Raw genomic sequence first — 15,840 nt, 5'->3', positions numbered from 1 at the left:
TAATTTACCGAATTTAGTGCATGTTGAGTAGCTGTTTTGCCTTGGTTAACTGGATATCGGCTAAATCTTCAGTGCTAAAAACGGTGTTTTGTTCTAACTGTTCATTTTTTATTATAACGGCTTTATTTGTTTGTGGAAGCGTTGTTTGATTAATCGCCACATTCGGAGTCACGCCAATACCTTCAATCGATTCACCTGATGGCGTAAAGTAGCGTGCGGTAGTTAGTTTTAAGGCGGTATCACCATCGCCTAATGGAATGAGTGATTGCACCGACCCTTTGCCAAATGACTGACTCCCCACTATTTTTGCACGCATATTTTCTTTTAGTGCTGCAGCCAGTATTTCTGCTGCAGAGGCTGAGTTTTCGTTAATCAGTACAACAATAGGTGCGCCTTTTAAAATATCGCCGCGTTTAGCGTAAAACGACTGATTAGAATCATAAAAACGTCCTTTGGTTGTTACTATTAGACCATCTTGTAAAAAGAGATCTGCCACAGCAACCGCGCTTTTTAAAGTCCCGCCAGGGTTGTCTCGTAAATCAATAATTAAGCCTTTTAATGCGTGGCCGTAATGGTTTTGCATAGCGGCTATTTGTAAGGCAACTTCATGCAAGGTGTGATTTGAAAAGGTATTTATAGCAATATAACCGCTACCAGCATCAAGTAGTTGCTTAGTTACACTGGCCAGTTTTATTTGTTTTCTGCTGAGGTTAAATATGAGCGGTGTTAGATTGTTATTTCGGATAATACTTAGTTGTACTTTATTGTTGGGGCTGTCTTTAATTTGCTGCGCGACTATATCAATAGGACTATTTTTAACCTGCTGATTATTAACTGCTGTAATAATATCGCCAGCTCGCAGGCCGACTTGTTTAGCAGGTGAATTATTAATTACTTTAACAATCGTGGTGCGCTGCTCAATATTTTTGACCTCAATGCCTAAGCCAGTATAGCGACCATTGGTATTATCAAATAACGCATTTAGCTCATTTTTATCTAAATATTTAGAGTAGGGATCGAGTTTAGAGTATAAGCGTTCAAATTGAGAGGTGTTGTATTCAATGTATTCACTGTTATGCAGTGCTAAATCATCAACGTAGTAGGTATGAATATTAAACAGTATTTCATTTATTTTTTGGCTTTCTAAATCTTTGACCGAACTGGCATGAGCATTATTTATAAAGCCAAAAAGTGCCAATAAAAAAAATACCTGCAAACAAAACCAAAATATTGATTTTTTTTGTGATACTTTTTTTTGGCAAATGTGTGTGTTTATCATAACTGCCTCTACTAGGATGCAGTTATTTTAAGATTAAATACGTCTGCACCATTTTATGGGATTAACAGCACGCCCTTTGTGGCGTATTTCAAAGTATAGACCAGAATCGGCTTGTCCACCGCTTTGCCCAACTAAAGCAACGCTTTCACCCTCTCTGACCATATCACCCACATCTTTGAGTAAGGTTTGTGCATGCCCGTATAAGCTCATAAAGCCTTCACCGTGGTCCACAACAATCACCCAGCCGTAACCTTTTAACCAATCTGCAAATACCACCTGACCGTTATGAATGCTATTTACTGAAGTGCCCTCTGCAGCAGAAATTAACACGCCTTTCCAGTTAATTCCGCCGTGCTTACGTTGGCCAAACTTGTGCGTTAGTTTGCCTTTACTCGGCCAGCTTAATCTTCCTTTATTTTTATTTAGGCCCAATAGCTCAATTTTTGTGGTTTTTTCTTCTTCAAGTTCTTTAATAGTTGCGATCAGCGTTTGTTCGTTCTCTTCTAAGTAACTAATTGAATTTTTTGTTTTATTTAACTGCTGTTTTAGATTTTTTAGGCTGGCTTGGCGCTCATTTTTAGCGTCAAGAAGCGCTGCTTGTCGCCTTTTTTGTTCATCAAATAAAGCAACTAGCTTTTCTTTTGTTTTTTCAAGCTCAGCTTGGTTTTTCGCAATTTCTATTTGCAGCGCTTTAAGTTCATCAAGCTGCTTTATGCGGGCTTTATTTAAGTAGTTGTAATAGCTAAGCGTACGTTCAAATTTAGCGGTATCTTCTTGGTTAAGCAGCATTTTTGAATAGTCATCACTACCTGCCATATAAGCACTTTTTAACTGTGCTGCTAAAACACGCTGAAATTGGGCTTGTTGTTTTTCAAGCTTTGCCGCGCGTTGTTGTTGCTCTGCTTGCTGTTGTTGTGTTTTTTTAACAGATTGCTCAGCCATATTGAGTGCTTTAGCGTTTTTCGCTATAGCGAGTTCATGTGCTTTTAGCTTTTGCTGCTGTTTAGCTATTTCTTTTTGCTGTTGTTGATATTCAGCTTGGCTTTGCTCTAAAGCCACTTGAACTTGGGATAGGTCTTTTTTAGTACGATCTTCATTAGCCACGGCAACGCCAGTGACTAATGAATGCAGTACACAGATACACGCAATGACGCGGTATGCGCTTTTTTTCATAGGTTATTTCAACACCATAATTGGCGACCCTGTCATTTCTGCAGGTTGCTCTAACCCCATTAAATGCAGCATGGTTAGGGCAACATCGCTCAAGGCTTTGCCTGAATAAGCTTGCGCATCGCGACCTACATAAATAAACGGCACGGGCTCACTGGTATGTGCTGTGTGCGCTTGGCCTGTTTTAAGGTTTGCCATTTGCTCTGCATTGCCATGATCGGCGGTAATAAGTGCTTCGCCGCCATATTCTTTCAATGCATCCACTACACGGCCAATACAGTTATCTACTGCCTCACAGGCTTTAACTGCAGCCTCAAATACACCTGAGTGACCGACCATGTCGCCATTAGGGTAGTTACAAATAATGGCATCGTATTTTCCACTTTTTATTGCTTCTACTAGCTTATCGGTAAGCATTTTTGAGTTCATTTCCGGCTGCAAATCATAAGTTGCAACCTGAGGTGATGGAATAAGTTCACGGGTTTCGCCGTCAAACTCATCTTCTCGTCCACCACTGAAGAAAAAGGTAACATGAGCATATTTTTCAGTTTCAGAAATACGCAGTTGAGTTTTACCTTGTTTTTCAAACCATTCGCCAAGTACGTTATTAAGCGGCGTGGGGCCAAAAGCAACAGGCGCATCTATATCGGCTGCGTATTCAGTCATCATCACAAAGCCGCTCAGCTCAGGCGATTTTTTCTTATTAAAGCCGTCAAAGCCAGGCTCTACAAAGGCGCGAGTGATTTCGCGTGCGCGGTCTGCTCTAAAGTTTGCAAATATAATGGTGTCGCCATCATTTACTTTTACATATTCGCTGCCTTTAGGAGTGATCGTGCTGGCTGCTACAAATTCGTCATTTTCATCGCGCTCATAAGCGGCATTTAGTGCACTTACGCCTTCTTCATAATCAAAATCGCCTTCACCTAAGGTGATTAAATTATAGGCTTTTTCAACACGGTTCCAGCGGTTGTCTCTGTCCATGGCATAGTAACGGCCAATTAGTGAGGCTAAACGGCCACATTTAAGTTCGCTAAATAAGGCTTCAATACGCTCAATAGACGCTTTAGCACTACGCGGTGGTGTGTCGCGTCCATCTAAAAAGGCATGAAAGTACACCTCTTTAGCGCCGCGTTTTGCAGCCAGTTGTATACTGGCAACAATATGATCTTCGTGGCTATGCACGCCACCTGGACTTAACAGTCCCATAATGTGTACAGCTTTGTTGGCATGAACGGCTTTATCAATGTTTTCAACAAGTGCAGGAGTTGTATCAAATTCGCCATCATCAATGGCTTTGGTGATACGGGTAAAATCTTGATACACAATACGGCCTGCGCCTAAATTAACATGGCCCACCTCAGAATTACCCATTTGGCCATCAGGAAGACCGACATCTAAACCCGATGCTGAAATTAATGTATGAGGACGTGTGGCCCAAAGCTCATCTAATACAGGGGTGTTAGCAGCTAAAATAGCATTGCTTTGCTCATCTTCTCTGTATCCCCAGCCATCTAAAATCATTAATACCAGTGGTTTTTTATGCTCTGTCATAGTCACTCCTGAAAAATTAGCGTTGCTAAAATACACGCTAACATTAATGCCAACATGCCAAGTCTTAGCATACCGCGTTTTATAGCTAGGATCAGCAATGAAAAGAAGATATTAAAAATTTTCAATTAGGATTGGCTAAATTGAAAGCTTTAAAGGGCTAGGTTATTTTTCAGTTAAAAAGAGCAGGGCATTGTGGCTTTCAAGCGTGCTTAAACTCGCATTTTTAGCTGATTTGGGTATACTTGCGCGGCTAATCTCTATTTTATTCAAGTATTGAATAGGGTTGTGGGGTAAGTTAAGCCTATCTTGTAGGTGAAAATTCAGAGTAGCCTAACAGCGCTCTATTGATTTGCTGATGAGTAACTGCTCATTGTGCAAGTGCAATTGGTAAGAATTTAAAATATCTAAAACATCCGTTTTAGTATGTAACTTTATAGTGGAAGTCGAATGGATCAATATATTGAATTTGTCTCAAACCATCCAATTCTAAGCCTAGCTTGGGTTGCGATTGCGTTTCTTATTATTAGTGGCGCAATAAAAAGTAAATTTTCAGCAATTCGTCAAATCAATCCTCAGCAGTTAACGTTACTTATTAACCGCGAAGACGGCCAGGTTGTTGATATGCGTGGGCAAAAAGAGTTTAAAACCGGCCATATTGCCGGTGCTGTGCACTTAAACCCAGAAAAAGCTAAAGAATCTGATTTCTCAACCCTTGAAAAGTATAAGAGCAAACCCATTATAGTGGTATGTGCTGCAGGCATGACTGCTTCAGGTGTTGCAACCGCAATGCATAAAGCAGGCTATGAACAGGTTTATGTTTTATCTGGCGGTATGGGTGCGTGGCAATCAGCAAGTCTGCCAACAACAAGCGGTCGCTAATATCTCTTAGCTAAACCGATTAAGGATTAATTATGAGTAACGTTGTTTTATACACCAAAGGATATTGTCCTTTTTGTCATCGCGCATTAGCGCTGTTAGACAGTAAAGGTGTAAAATACACAAATATTGATATTGGCGTTCAGCCAGAGCTTCGCGATGAAATGATCGCCAAAGCCGGTGGCGCAAGCACGGTTCCACAAATTTTTATCAACGATGAACACATCGGTGGCTGTGACGACATGATGGCACTAGAAGCGCAAGGTCACCTTGATGCTAAGCTCAGTGCTTAATTTAATTAATTATAATAAATAACAGGTTAGGAATAACAATGAACGAACAAAATCAAAACGCAGCAGCAGAAGCTGATGCAGGTGCACAGTTTACTATTCAACGTATTTACACTAAAGATGTATCGTTTGAAACGCCAAATTCGCCAGCTATTTTTCAAAAAGAGTGGGCTCCAGAAGTAAAATTAGATTTAGATACACGCTCTAACAAACTTGATGAAGGTGTTTACGAAGTAGTGCTTGCACTAACTGTAACGGCATCTATCGGTGAAGAAACTGCGTTTTTATGTGAAATTCAACAAGCAGGTATCTTTACGATTGCTGACGTTGAAGAAATGCAATTAGCGCACATGCTAGGTGCATTTTGCCCTAACGTGTTATTCCCGTATGCACGTGAAGCGGTATCTAACTTAGTAAATCGTGGTACGTTCCCACAACTTAATCTTGCGCCAGTTAACTTTGACGCATTATTTGCACAGTACATGCAGCAACGCACAGCGCAAGCTGAGCAGGCTACAGCAGACGCTTAATTTATGAATACAGCCACATCAGCTGTTACTGTTTTAGGGGCGGGGTCGTATGGCACCGCCCTTGCTATTTGTTTAGCCCGAAATGGTCACAAAGTGACTTTATGGGGACGCAATAGCCAAGACGTTGCGACGCTTGCAGCTGAGCGAAAAAATCAACGTTACTTACCTGATATTCCTTTTCCTGACACCTTAATCCTTGAAGCAGATTTACAGCGTGCAACGCAAAGTAGCGATATTGTTTTGGTTGTTGTGCCAAGCCACGCATTTGCTGACACATTAAAGCAAATCAAACCTGCTTTGCGCCCAAATGCAAAAATAGCATGGGCCACCAAAGGACTGGAGCCAAATACTGGGCGTTTGTTACAAGAAGTAGCAGTGCAAGAGCTAGGTGAAGAGGTGCCATTAGCGGTGCTTTCAGGGCCAACCTTTGCCAAAGAAATGGCGATGGGATCACCAACTGCAATTTCGGTGTCATCAACATCATCGGCATTTGCTAAACAAATAGCCGATTTATTGCATTGCGGGCGCTCGTTTAGGGTGTATAACAATGATGATTTTATTGGTATACAGCTCGGTGGTGCGGTTAAAAACGTGATTGCCATTGGTGCGGGAATTTCTGATGGAGTGGGGTTTGGTGCAAATGCTCGTACCGCGCTTATTACTCGTGGTTTAGCAGAGTTGTCGCGTTTAGGGTGTGCACTGGGTGCAAAACCTGAAACCTTTATGGGTATGGCCGGGTTAGGTGATTTAATTCTGACCTGTACCGATAACCAATCGCGCAATCGCCGTTTTGGTTTAGCCTTAGGCAAAGGTGAGAGTGTTGATGATGCCATTGCATCAATCGGCCAAGTAGTTGAAGGCTTTAGAAATACCAAAGAAGTGTACTTACTAGCTCAACGCGCTGGTGTGGAAATGCCAATTACCGAGCAAATATACAAAGTACTCTATGAAAATAAAGACATGAAAGCAGCTGCTATGGCGTTATTAGGTCGTGAACAAAAGTCAGAATAAATGCTTCATTATTCTTTTAAAATTAAAAAACCGACATAATGTCGGTTTTTTATTATTGGTAAATAATTACTGCGCGTTTACAAAGCCAAGCTGGCGCCAAGATTCATACACAAACACAGCTACTGCATTAGACAGATTCATACTGCGGCTATCGGCTTGCATAGGTATACGCACGCGTTGCTCGTTTGGCAGTGCTTGAATCATGTCATCAGGTAAGCCTCGGGTTTCTGGTCCGAATACTAAGCAATCACCCGCTTCATACTGTGCTTGGTGATGAAATTGGCTACCTTTAGTGGTGCAAGCATACACCTTTTTAGGTTGGCACTTTTCTAAGTAAGCATCAAATGAGGCATGGCGTTGTACATGGCTAAATTCGTGATAGTCAAGTCCAGCGCGTTTTACACGTTTGTCATCCCACTCAAACCCTAACGGTTCAATTAAATGCAATGAATAGCCAGTATTGGCACATAAACGAATGATATTCCCGGTGTTAGGCGGAATTTCAGGTTGGTATAAAACAATATCCAGCACAATAAGCCCTATAAAATCTTTAATTTGACTGGCTCAGTATACACGAACAATGAATAAAAAATGATATACTACAAACATTAAATACATCTTACACTTGGACAGATACGTGCATAATCGCAGTTATGAATTTTGGGTCAAAGCTTCAAGCATAGTGACCATGGTCATGGTGAGCCTAATGATTGCGACCAAAGCATGGGCTTGGCTGGCGTCGGGTTCGGCGTCGATGCTTGGCTCACTCACTGATTCATTAATGGATATTACCGCGACGCTAATGAGCTTTTTAGTTTTATCGTATGCACTGCGTCCTGCGGATGATGACCACCGGTTTGGTCACGGTAAAGCGGAGGCGCTTGCAGGGTTAGGCCAAGCTGCATTTATTGCGGGCTCGGGCTGTTTATTAATGTTTCACGGTATCGAGCGATTAATAAACCCAGTAGAGCTTTCGCACTCATTATTAGGTGTATGGGTGAGTATTTTTGCCATTGCTTGTACCTTGGTAATTGTATTTGTGCAAAATAAAGTCGTAAAGCACACTGAATCAATCGCCATCAAAGCCGACTCCGTTCACTACAAGGGCGATTTAATTTTAAATGCGGCGGTATTGCTTGCTATTTTACTCGCCTACTATGGCGTACTGTATGCCGACCCATTGTTTGCTATCGGTGTGGCAGGTTATTTGTTGTATAACAGTTGGGATATAGCAACCGAAAGTGCCTCGCATTTAATGGACAAAGAGCTACCCGATGAAGAAAAGCAAAGTATTTTTGAAATAGCGCGTAACCATAATGATGTTTATGGGGTGCACGGTATTCGCACTCGACAGGGCGGTAAAGTTAAGTTTATTCAACTGCATTTAGAGCTTGATGACAATTTACCGCTTATTCGTGCCCATAAAGTGGCAGATGAAGTGGAGCTGATGATCACTCAGCAATTTGAATCTGAAGTTGATATTTTGATTCACCTAGATCCGCTGTCGCTTAGTAGTTAACCTATTGAATCACAAAATTTATAAAGGCTTGTTAGCAATGGTTGGCGAATTTCGTCCCGCTCAAAAAACAGCTCGTGCTTAGCCCCTTTAAACTGCTTTATTAGGGTGTTTTTATGTCGGCTTGCAAGCTTATGCTGAGCTTGGTTATCAACCACTTCGTCATTTTCTGCGCTGGCTATAAATAACGGGGTTGTTATGGATAGTTTATCGAGCGCTTTAATAAATGAAAAAACAGTATGCAGCCAGCCATAGGTAACACCGCCTAATTGTAATAGTGGCGTTTGCTGATAAGTTGCCCTAAATTGATCATAGCGTATTTGGCTACTGGTTAAAGTGTTAAGCGCAAACTCTTCAGGTGTATAATCGCTTTGTCCTAACGCATAACACCCTGAGAACCCTAATAATGACGCACTGGCAGCGATAAACTGTGCTACGGGTTTTGGTATTCCTTTAGTATGAATATCAAACATGGGCGCAGATAAAAACGCCCCACTAAAGTCATGTGAGTAACGTGCTAAGTAATCAAACGCAATAGCGCCGCCCATTGAATGGCTAAGCAGTAGTTTTTTACCTTGCCAATGCTGCTTTACCACCTCAACATTGAATTGATTGAGATCGTGACTGTAATCTTCAAATTGTTTGACATAGCCTTTATGGGGGTTTTTTAATAACCGATAAGAGCGCCCTTGGCCTTGGTGATCAACAATAAAAACAGCAAAATTATTACAATAAAGCTCCCAAAGCAGCTCTTTGTATTTATCGAGTCCTTCAATGCGCCCAGAACTAATAACAATGGCAGTGTGAGCCTGTTTAGGCTTAGCGTAAGCATAAAATAATTTACCGGCAGCCGTGCTTAAATAGGCTTTTTTGAGTGTATTAGTATAAAACTCATTAATGGCAGGTAGGTTATTTTCAAGCTCGCTTTCATTGCTATAAAACATGGTCTCTCTTTTGTATTGGTAAGCTTATCTCAACGCATAACCCGCCAGCGTCCTTATTTGATAAAGCTAAATTTCCGCCGTGGGCAATCACCGCATTTTTTGCAATGGCTAAACCCAGCCCAGTGCCGCCGCTGACTCGGTCGCGGGCGTCTGATTGCCTAAAAAATGGCTCACATAGTTTATCAAGTTGCGCTGCGGGAACGCCAGGGCCGTCATCACATATTTGTATAGTAATGATATCACTGTGTTTTAAGGTGATGCTAATAGTATGTTGTGCGTATTTAATTGCATTACGTAAAATATTTTCTAGAGCACTGGCAATCAGCATTTCGTCGCACTCTATATTTACCTCAGCATCACCTTGAATATGCAGCGTTTTATTGTGCTGTTTTGCTTCAAACTGAGCATCGTTAATCACATGGTCAACAATAACTTGTAACGACTGCGCTTGCAGTGATAAAGGTTGGCTATTGGCTTCTAAGCGCGATACCTGCAATACATCGGCTATCATTTTATCAAGTTGATTTGCTTCTTTTTCAATACGCAATAAATACGATTGGCTGGCCTCACTCGCTTGCATTTGCGCCAGCCCTGTGGCCATTTTTAAGCGTGTTAGTGGGGAGCGCAATTCATGGGATATATCGGCAAGTAAACGCTTTTGAGCGCTAAGTAGTTGCTCTAATTGATCAGCCATACGGTTAAAATCGCGTCCTAAAACTCCAAGCTCATCTTTTCGCTGACTATTTATTGCCGCGCGCGCACTTAAATCGCCATTTGAGAGTCTAATTGCAGCTTGTTTTAAACTATTTATAGGGGCAATTAAGTTACGACTAAATAAAAAGCTTAATGTAAGTGAGGCGATAATGGCGATAGAAATTTTTAACCAAACCGGCAACAATCTTAAGCGAATAAAGAGCGGTCGCTGTTGATTTATATCGATTTCATATAACGCAAATTCGCCTTCAGGTACTCGAATGCGCACAGGGCCAAAAGCTTGGTAATATTCAGTAAAAATAATTTGAGGTGGCATGCCTTCACTAAAGTTCAGTAAGCTAAAATCAATATTATTCTCAACTTTTTTACTGATCAAAAACTCATCGCTACTTAGTGAATTTAAATAAAGTAACTTGCGTTTACTCACACGCGGGTGAGTAATAATGTCATGAATAGAGCGCTTGTGTTTATGTGCACTACGTTCGATACCTCGAGCCAAGTGTTCTAGATTTTTTTGCATCGGCCCTTTTAGGGGGTCATGGCTAATAGCATTGATCAGCGAAATATTACTTAAGAAAAATAGCGCAGTAAAAGTGCCAATGATCGTTAGCCAAAACCAAGCAAAGACTTTAAAAAACAAATAATGTCGAGGGTGTCTTAACCAGCTAAAACGCGTTACTTTACTCTCCTTGGATAAAGACATAACCCGTCCCTCGAATAGTTTTAATTTTTTCACCCGCGATATGCTCGGCTATTTTTTTTCGAATATTACTCACATGCATATCAATAGAGCGATCAAATGACGCTAAACGCCGTCCTAGTACCTCTTCGCTTATTTGCTCTTTGCTTATAACATCAGGAGCGTGTTTTACTAATAAAGCCAATATTTCGTATTCGGTACCCGTAAGCGTGAGTGTGGTGTTATTTACACTGGCTTCACGCGTGGCAAAGTTAATAGTAATACCGTTTAAAGAGAGCTTTTTATTATTGTTATTGCTTACACTATTAATGTGTTCAATACGGCGAGTAATGGCTTTAACGCGGGCAAGGAGTTCGCGGTGGTTAAACGGTTTTGGAATATAGTCATCAGCGCCGAGCTCTAAACCAAAAATACGGTCAAAGTCTTCACCTTTAGCGGTCAACATAATCACCGGCGTTAATTTACTTTGCCTCAGTTGTTTGAGTACTTCAAAGCCATCTATAGAGGGCAACATAACATCAAGTAATATAAGCGCGTAATCGTTTTGTAAAGCAAGCTCTAAGCCTTGTTGGCCATCATGTGCGGTTTGTATGCTAAAGCCTTGTGCGCTCAGATACTCGCTTAATAGCTCACATAAACCTGTGTCATCATCAATCATTAATAGTTTCATACATTAAGCCTTACGCGCTGTTTTATGGTTTTATTTTACGCGTTTAATGTACTAAAAGTTAGTCTTTACATAACCTTTACACTGCTTTGCGTTACTTTGCATTGAGCCGGTTATAGTGAACACACTGGCTAGCAGCCAACAACCAACTCAATATTAAGGTGATGATTATGACTAAGATAAACACGCTATCAAAATTAGTACTTATATGTGGCTTAACAGCAGCAACGCTCAGTGCGGGCAGCGCACTTGCAAAAGGTGATGGCTATAAACAAGGCCACTCTCAAGCACGCTTTTTACTCTCTGAGCGAGCAGCAGATAAACTGGCGCTTACTGAAGATCAACAAACACAACTAAAAGCGATTTTTGAAACACAAAAAACACAGCTCCAAGCACTAAGAGGGGCTAATAAAGAAGCCCGTAAAGCAATACGTGAAGCGTACAAAGAAAAAAAAGAGGTGTTATTATCAGCATCAACATTTGATGAAAACGCAGCCAAAGAGCTACTTGGCGAGCGCCAAGTAAAAGCTGAGCAAATGGGATTAATTAAACTTAAAACGCAACATCAAATTTGGCAGGTCTTAAATGCTGAGCAACGTGAACAGCTTGAAAAAATGCAACAACGTAAAGATAAAAAGCATCGCAAACAAAGAGCATAACGCTTTCAACTAAAGCAAAAAGCCAGCTTTTAGCTGGCTTTTGTTTTTAAGTCGTTTTATTACTTAAAAAAGTCATCTTCGTTTTTTGCCATCATTGCTTCAATATCTTCAATCATGTCTTGGCTGAACTCATCTGCAGATGTAATCGGCGCTGAAATTTTATTATTTTCAAACGACCATTCACCTAAATCAATAAGTTGGCAACGTTTTGAACAAAAAGGGCGATTCGGACTTTGTTCTGACCATTCTACTTTTGCTTTACAGGTTGGGCAGTTAACCACTGTTGGCATAATTTACTCTCACATTAATATAGGCTTTGCGACTCAATTTATAATAAACGGCTAAGCTTTCTATTTAAAAACTAGTGACACGATTAATCTCAGCAAGTGAGGTCACACCCTCTGCGGCTTTACGAATACCCGATAAACGCAAATTGTTATATCCTGCTTTAAGTGATACCTCAGCAATTTCTAATGAGTTACCGCCGCGCATTATAATTTGGGCAATTTCAGGCGTAATTTTCATTACTTCGTAAATACCAACACGGCCTTTGTAGCCATCGGTACAGTTTTCACAGCCTTTAGGTGCGTATAAAACCATGTCTTGAATTTGTTGTTCACTAAAGCCTTGGCGTATAAGCTCTTCGCGAGGTAACTGCTCTGGTGTTTTACATTTAGAGCATAATCTTCGGGCTAAACGCTGAGCTATAATTAAACTAATAGAACTGGCCACATTATACGCGGGTACACCCATATTTAACAAACGAGTAATCGTTTCTGGCGCTGAGTTGGTATGCAGTGTTGAGAGCACCAAGTGACCTGTTTGCGCCGCTTTAATTGATATTTCCGCAGTTTCTAAATCACGTATTTCACCCACCATCACCACATCGGGATCTTGACGTAAAAACGCCCGCAGTGCATTAGCAAAAGTCATATCTGCTTTAGTATTTATTTGTACTTGGTTAACCCCTTCGAGGTTAATTTCTACCGGATCTTCGGCGGTACTAATATTCCGTTCCGGCTGATTTAGTATATTTAAGCCCGTATACAAAGAAACCGTTTTACCTGAACCGGTTGGGCCGGTAACCAAAATCATTCCTTGCGGTTGCTCAAGTGCATCGAGGTATAGTTTTTTCTGCTCGGGTTCATAGCCTAATACATCAATACCTAGCATGGCACTGGATGAATCAAGAATACGCATTACAATTTTTTCGCCCCACAAAGTTGGCATGGTACTAACACGAAAATCAATGCTTTTACGCTCAGTGATTTTAAGCTTAATACGGCCATCTTGTGGTTTACGCTTTTCTGCAATATCCAGTCGCGACATTACTTTTATTCGCGCCGATAGCTTACTGGCCAATGTATTTGGCGGGCTGGCTACTTCGTGCAAAATACCATCAATGCGAAAGCGAATACGATATTTGTGTTCATAAGGTTCAAAGTGTAAATCTGAGGCGCCTTTTTTTATTGCATCCATTAAAATTTTATTAATGTAGACAATTATTGGGGCGTCGTCTTTGTCATCGTCTTTAGGAGTGTGTTCTTTGTGCTGCTCAGAATCGAGTTCAGCGAACTCTTTAAATTCGTCTTCACTTAAATTTAAACTGCCAGTGGCATCGAGTAATTGCTCAATTTTGTTATCGAGCTGGACGTAGTCAACCACAACTACTTCGCACGATAAACCCGTGCTAAATTCAAAGTTTTCGAAGGCACCATAATCGGTAGGATCTGAGGCGGCAATATACACTTTTCTGCCTTTTTGTACCAAAGGCAAAATGTGGTGTTTGCGGATCAGTTTTTCTTTAACTAGCTCAGCTGATATTTGTGCAACATTAAAATCTTTTAAATCAAAAAAAGGCACTCTAAATAAATCAATGCATTGCTCAGCTAAATCTTTACTGTCTATTTTTCCACATTTAGAGATAAGCTCTGCAGTTGACGCAAAATCTTGCTGCCGTGTTTTTACGGTATCAGTATCAACCCGGCCGAGGGTAATAAATTTTCTTAATAACGGTGAGTTAATATTCATTGCGCACCTGATTTAATCCTTCTTTAGTCAGCAATTTATCAGAAAAAAGAAAGGAATACATTAATCGTACCAACGCAGCAGACAATTTACTGATAAAAATATCAGTTTATTGCGCTGCCATTGGGCTAATTTATTTATATTGTAGACTTAGCTTGCTGTAAATAATAATTATGCAGTTTAAGTAAGTCTTGTTTTACATCGCTTAGGTCGCGGTTATTATTTAAAATATCATCCGCTTTTTGTTGTTTATGCTCTCGAGACATTTGCGCGTCAATAATTTGCTTTGCTTGTTCAATGCTTATATTGTCGCGCTGTGTAGTACGTGCAATTTGCACCTCTTTGGGAACATCTATTAACAAAGTACGATGACAGTAGCCATCAAGCCCATTTTCAAATAAAAGTGGGGCAACTAACACCACGTAGTCGCTTTGCGCGTTTTTTAAATCAATAATAAGCTGAGTGCGTATTAATGGGTGCAGCAGGGCATTGAGCCATGTTTTTTGCTCAGGGTTACTAAAAATGCGCGCTCTTAGCTCGCCACGATTTAAAGCGCCATGTTCATCGAGTATATCATTGCCAAAATACGCAATAATCGCTTTTAGGCCTTCAGTGCCGGGTTCAACCACTTGGCGAGCCACAATATCTGCATCCACAATAGTAATGCCTAGCTCTGCCAACATATCGCTAACTGCGGTTTTACCACAGCCAATCCCGCCGGTTAGTCCCAATACCCAATTTTTTATGTGATGTTGTGTATTGCTCATAATTAGTAGCCAATAAAGTTAAAATAGCTGTTTTGCAGTTGCGTTCCCCATAGCATAGTGATCCAGCCGGCTATTGCTAAGTAAGGGCCAAAAGGAATGGGGGTTGCTTTGTCTTTACCTTGAATACTCAGAAGGGCAATGCCAATTACTGCGCCAACCACGCTTGAGAGCAAAATAATGGTCAATAACGATTGCCAGCCCAGCAAGGCTCCAAATACGGCAAGTAATTTAAAGTCGCCATAGCCCATGCCTTCTTTACCGGTTATTAACTTAAACAACCAAAACACACTCCATAAGCTTAAATAGCCACATGCCGCGCCAATAATGGCATCGCTAGGGGCAATGGTGTAGCCCATGACCGAGGCGATTAGCGCTAACCATAAAAGTGGCAAAGTAAGCTGGTCCGGCAGTAGCATGTGATCAATATCAATAAAAGTCAGTGCTACCAACGCCCAAGTCACTACAATGTACAATAAAGCCTGCTCTGTAGCGCCAAAGGTGTAGGCAACCACTAAACTTAAAATAGCGGTAATGGCTTCAACGAGAGGGTAACGCACTGATATTGGGTTGTTACAGGTTGCGCATTTACCTTTTAAAAATAACCAACTAATAATGGGAATATTTTGCCACGGTTTAATCGCCGCTTTGCACTTTGGGCAACATGAGTTGGGTTTAACTAAGTTAAACGTGTCAGTAGTGTGTTCAGTGGTCTGTTTAGCCTTTGGGCTGGTTAGTTCATCGGCTAATAATAAGCGGCATTCAGTTTGCCATTCTTTTTGCATCATCAGCGGTAAGCGATAAATCACCACATTTAAAAAGCTACCAATACATAAACTCACTAGGCCAATCGTGGTTAAGTAAAACCATAAATGGCTTTGCATTGCGGTGGTGATATCAATAAAAAGACTTTGCATTTATTTTACCTAAAACTAAATTCTGTGTTGATAATACAGTTGTTTTATATAAGTGCAAAGTTAGGGTTAGGATGTTAGGTTCAAGGTTCGAGGTTCGAGGTTGATACGACCCCGATAAAGTAGACACGGGTTTTTAATTCATTAACTCGTATTGCATGGGACTCACATTTCCTAGCGTGCCATGCATTCTTACTGAGTTGTAGTAGTTTTCGATATAAAAGCGA

General features: G+C 40.9%; 18 protein-coding genes. 6 read left to right on the top strand and 12 right to left on the bottom strand.

Going from position 1 to position 15,840, the window contains the following annotated elements:
• Positions 1-13: 13 nt before the first annotated feature.
• From QL986_RS16950 to gpmM, 3 genes are read right to left on the bottom strand one after another with little or no spacing between them, the layout of a single operon-like run.
• Positions 14-1,279 carry a S41 family peptidase gene (locus QL986_RS16950; RefSeq protein ID WP_290191738.1) on the bottom strand — a complete coding sequence of 422 codons (1,266 nt, stop codon included), beginning with the start codon at positions 1,277-1,279 and terminating at the stop codon, positions 14-16.
• Between the two features lie 33 nt (positions 1,280-1,312).
• Positions 1,313-2,452 (bottom strand): peptidoglycan DD-metalloendopeptidase family protein, encoded by a 1,140-nt coding sequence (locus tag QL986_RS16945; protein WP_290191737.1) that lies wholly within the window; start codon positions 2,450-2,452, stop codon positions 1,313-1,315.
• Positions 2,453-2,455: 3 nt separating this feature from the next.
• Positions 2,456-4,000: a 2,3-bisphosphoglycerate-independent phosphoglycerate mutase gene (gene gpmM, locus QL986_RS16940; protein ID WP_290191736.1), complete on the bottom strand. Its 1,545-nt coding sequence runs from the start codon at positions 3,998-4,000 to the stop codon at positions 2,456-2,458.
• Between the two features lie 447 nt (positions 4,001-4,447).
• Here gpmM and QL986_RS16935 point away from each other — a divergent pair, with 447 nt between their 5' ends.
• Genes QL986_RS16935 through gpsA form a run of 4 tightly spaced genes read left to right on the top strand, consistent with a single transcriptional unit; the run spans position 4,448 to position 6,707 of the window.
• Positions 4,448-4,879 (top strand): rhodanese-like domain-containing protein, encoded by a 432-nt coding sequence (locus QL986_RS16935; RefSeq protein WP_013465947.1) that lies wholly within the window; start codon positions 4,448-4,450, stop codon positions 4,877-4,879.
• Positions 4,880-4,911: 32 nt separating this feature from the next.
• Positions 4,912-5,169, top strand: a complete 258-nt coding sequence (gene grxC, locus QL986_RS16930) for a glutaredoxin 3 (RefSeq protein WP_016899746.1) — start codon at positions 4,912-4,914, stop codon at positions 5,167-5,169.
• Between the two features lie 38 nt (positions 5,170-5,207).
• Entirely contained in the window at positions 5,208-5,696 is a 489-nt protein-coding gene (gene secB / locus QL986_RS16925; RefSeq protein ID WP_013465945.1) for a protein-export chaperone SecB, read from the top strand.
• Positions 5,697-5,699: 3 nt separating this feature from the next.
• Positions 5,700-6,707 carry an NAD(P)H-dependent glycerol-3-phosphate dehydrogenase gene (gene gpsA, locus QL986_RS16920; RefSeq protein WP_013465944.1) on the top strand — a complete coding sequence of 336 codons (1,008 nt, stop codon included), beginning with the start codon at positions 5,700-5,702 and terminating at the stop codon, positions 6,705-6,707.
• A gap of 66 nt (positions 6,708-6,773) precedes the next feature.
• Here gpsA and trmL read toward each other — a convergent pair whose 3' ends face one another.
• The gene (gene trmL, locus QL986_RS16915; RefSeq protein ID WP_013465943.1) at positions 6,774-7,238 is read right to left on the bottom strand and encodes a tRNA (uridine(34)/cytosine(34)/5-carboxymethylaminomethyluridine(34)-2'-O)-methyltransferase TrmL; all 465 of its coding nucleotides are present in this window, start codon (positions 7,236-7,238) and stop codon (positions 6,774-6,776) included.
• A gap of 157 nt (positions 7,239-7,395) precedes the next feature.
• Between trmL and QL986_RS16910 the strand changes: the two genes are divergently transcribed.
• Positions 7,396-8,226, top strand: coding sequence for a cation diffusion facilitator family transporter (locus tag QL986_RS16910; RefSeq protein WP_076916062.1), 831 nt, complete (start codon positions 7,396-7,398; stop codon positions 8,224-8,226).
• Here the strand turns inward: QL986_RS16910 and QL986_RS16905 are convergent.
• The 3 genes from QL986_RS16905 to QL986_RS16895 are packed head-to-tail and all read right to left on the bottom strand — an operon-like array spanning position 8,223 to position 11,251.
• Entirely contained in the window at positions 8,223-9,167 is a 945-nt protein-coding gene (locus QL986_RS16905; RefSeq protein WP_290191735.1) for an alpha/beta fold hydrolase, read from the bottom strand. The genes QL986_RS16910 and QL986_RS16905 overlap by 4 nt on opposite strands.
• Entirely contained in the window at positions 9,157-10,584 is a 1,428-nt protein-coding gene (locus QL986_RS16900; RefSeq protein WP_028835603.1) for an ATP-binding protein, read from the bottom strand. The genes QL986_RS16905 and QL986_RS16900 overlap by 11 nt, the downstream gene beginning before the upstream one ends.
• On the bottom strand, positions 10,562-11,251 hold the full coding sequence (locus QL986_RS16895) for a response regulator transcription factor (RefSeq protein WP_016899750.1): 690 nt from the start codon (positions 11,249-11,251) through the stop codon (positions 10,562-10,564). The genes QL986_RS16900 and QL986_RS16895 overlap by 23 nt, the downstream gene beginning before the upstream one ends.
• A 167-nt stretch (positions 11,252-11,418) precedes the next feature.
• Between QL986_RS16895 and QL986_RS16890 the strand changes: the two genes are divergently transcribed.
• Complete coding sequence (locus tag QL986_RS16890) at positions 11,419-11,907, top strand: Spy/CpxP family protein refolding chaperone (protein ID WP_290191734.1); 489 nt, start codon at positions 11,419-11,421, stop codon at positions 11,905-11,907.
• A gap of 59 nt (positions 11,908-11,966) precedes the next feature.
• On the opposite strand, the gene yacG is transcribed toward QL986_RS16890, so the two are convergent.
• From yacG to QL986_RS18885, 5 genes are all read right to left on the bottom strand, one after another.
• Positions 11,967-12,197, bottom strand: coding sequence for a DNA gyrase inhibitor YacG (gene yacG / locus QL986_RS16885; protein WP_008114915.1), 231 nt, complete (start codon positions 12,195-12,197; stop codon positions 11,967-11,969).
• A 64-nt stretch (positions 12,198-12,261) separates the two neighbouring features.
• Positions 12,262-13,938 (bottom strand): type IV-A pilus assembly ATPase PilB, encoded by a 1,677-nt coding sequence (gene pilB, locus QL986_RS16880; RefSeq protein WP_024601729.1) that lies wholly within the window; start codon positions 13,936-13,938, stop codon positions 12,262-12,264.
• Between the two features lie 134 nt (positions 13,939-14,072).
• On the bottom strand, positions 14,073-14,702 hold the full coding sequence (gene coaE, locus QL986_RS16875) for a dephospho-CoA kinase (protein WP_290191733.1): 630 nt from the start codon (positions 14,700-14,702) through the stop codon (positions 14,073-14,075).
• Positions 14,703-14,704: 2 nt separating this feature from the next.
• Entirely contained in the window at positions 14,705-15,616 is a 912-nt protein-coding gene (locus QL986_RS16870; RefSeq protein ID WP_290191732.1) for an A24 family peptidase, read from the bottom strand.
• A 133-nt stretch (positions 15,617-15,749) separates the two neighbouring features.
• Entirely contained in the window at positions 15,750-15,830 is an 81-nt protein-coding gene (locus QL986_RS18885; RefSeq protein ID WP_356736069.1) for an IS3 family transposase, read from the bottom strand.
• Between the last annotated feature and the right edge of the window lie 10 nt (positions 15,831-15,840).

Origin of the sequence: Pseudoalteromonas sp. APC 3250 (assembly GCF_030407915.1) — a bacterium.
GTDB lineage: Bacteria > Pseudomonadota > Gammaproteobacteria > Enterobacterales > Alteromonadaceae > Pseudoalteromonas > Pseudoalteromonas tetraodonis.
This window is presented reverse-complemented; position numbering and strand designations above follow the sequence as displayed.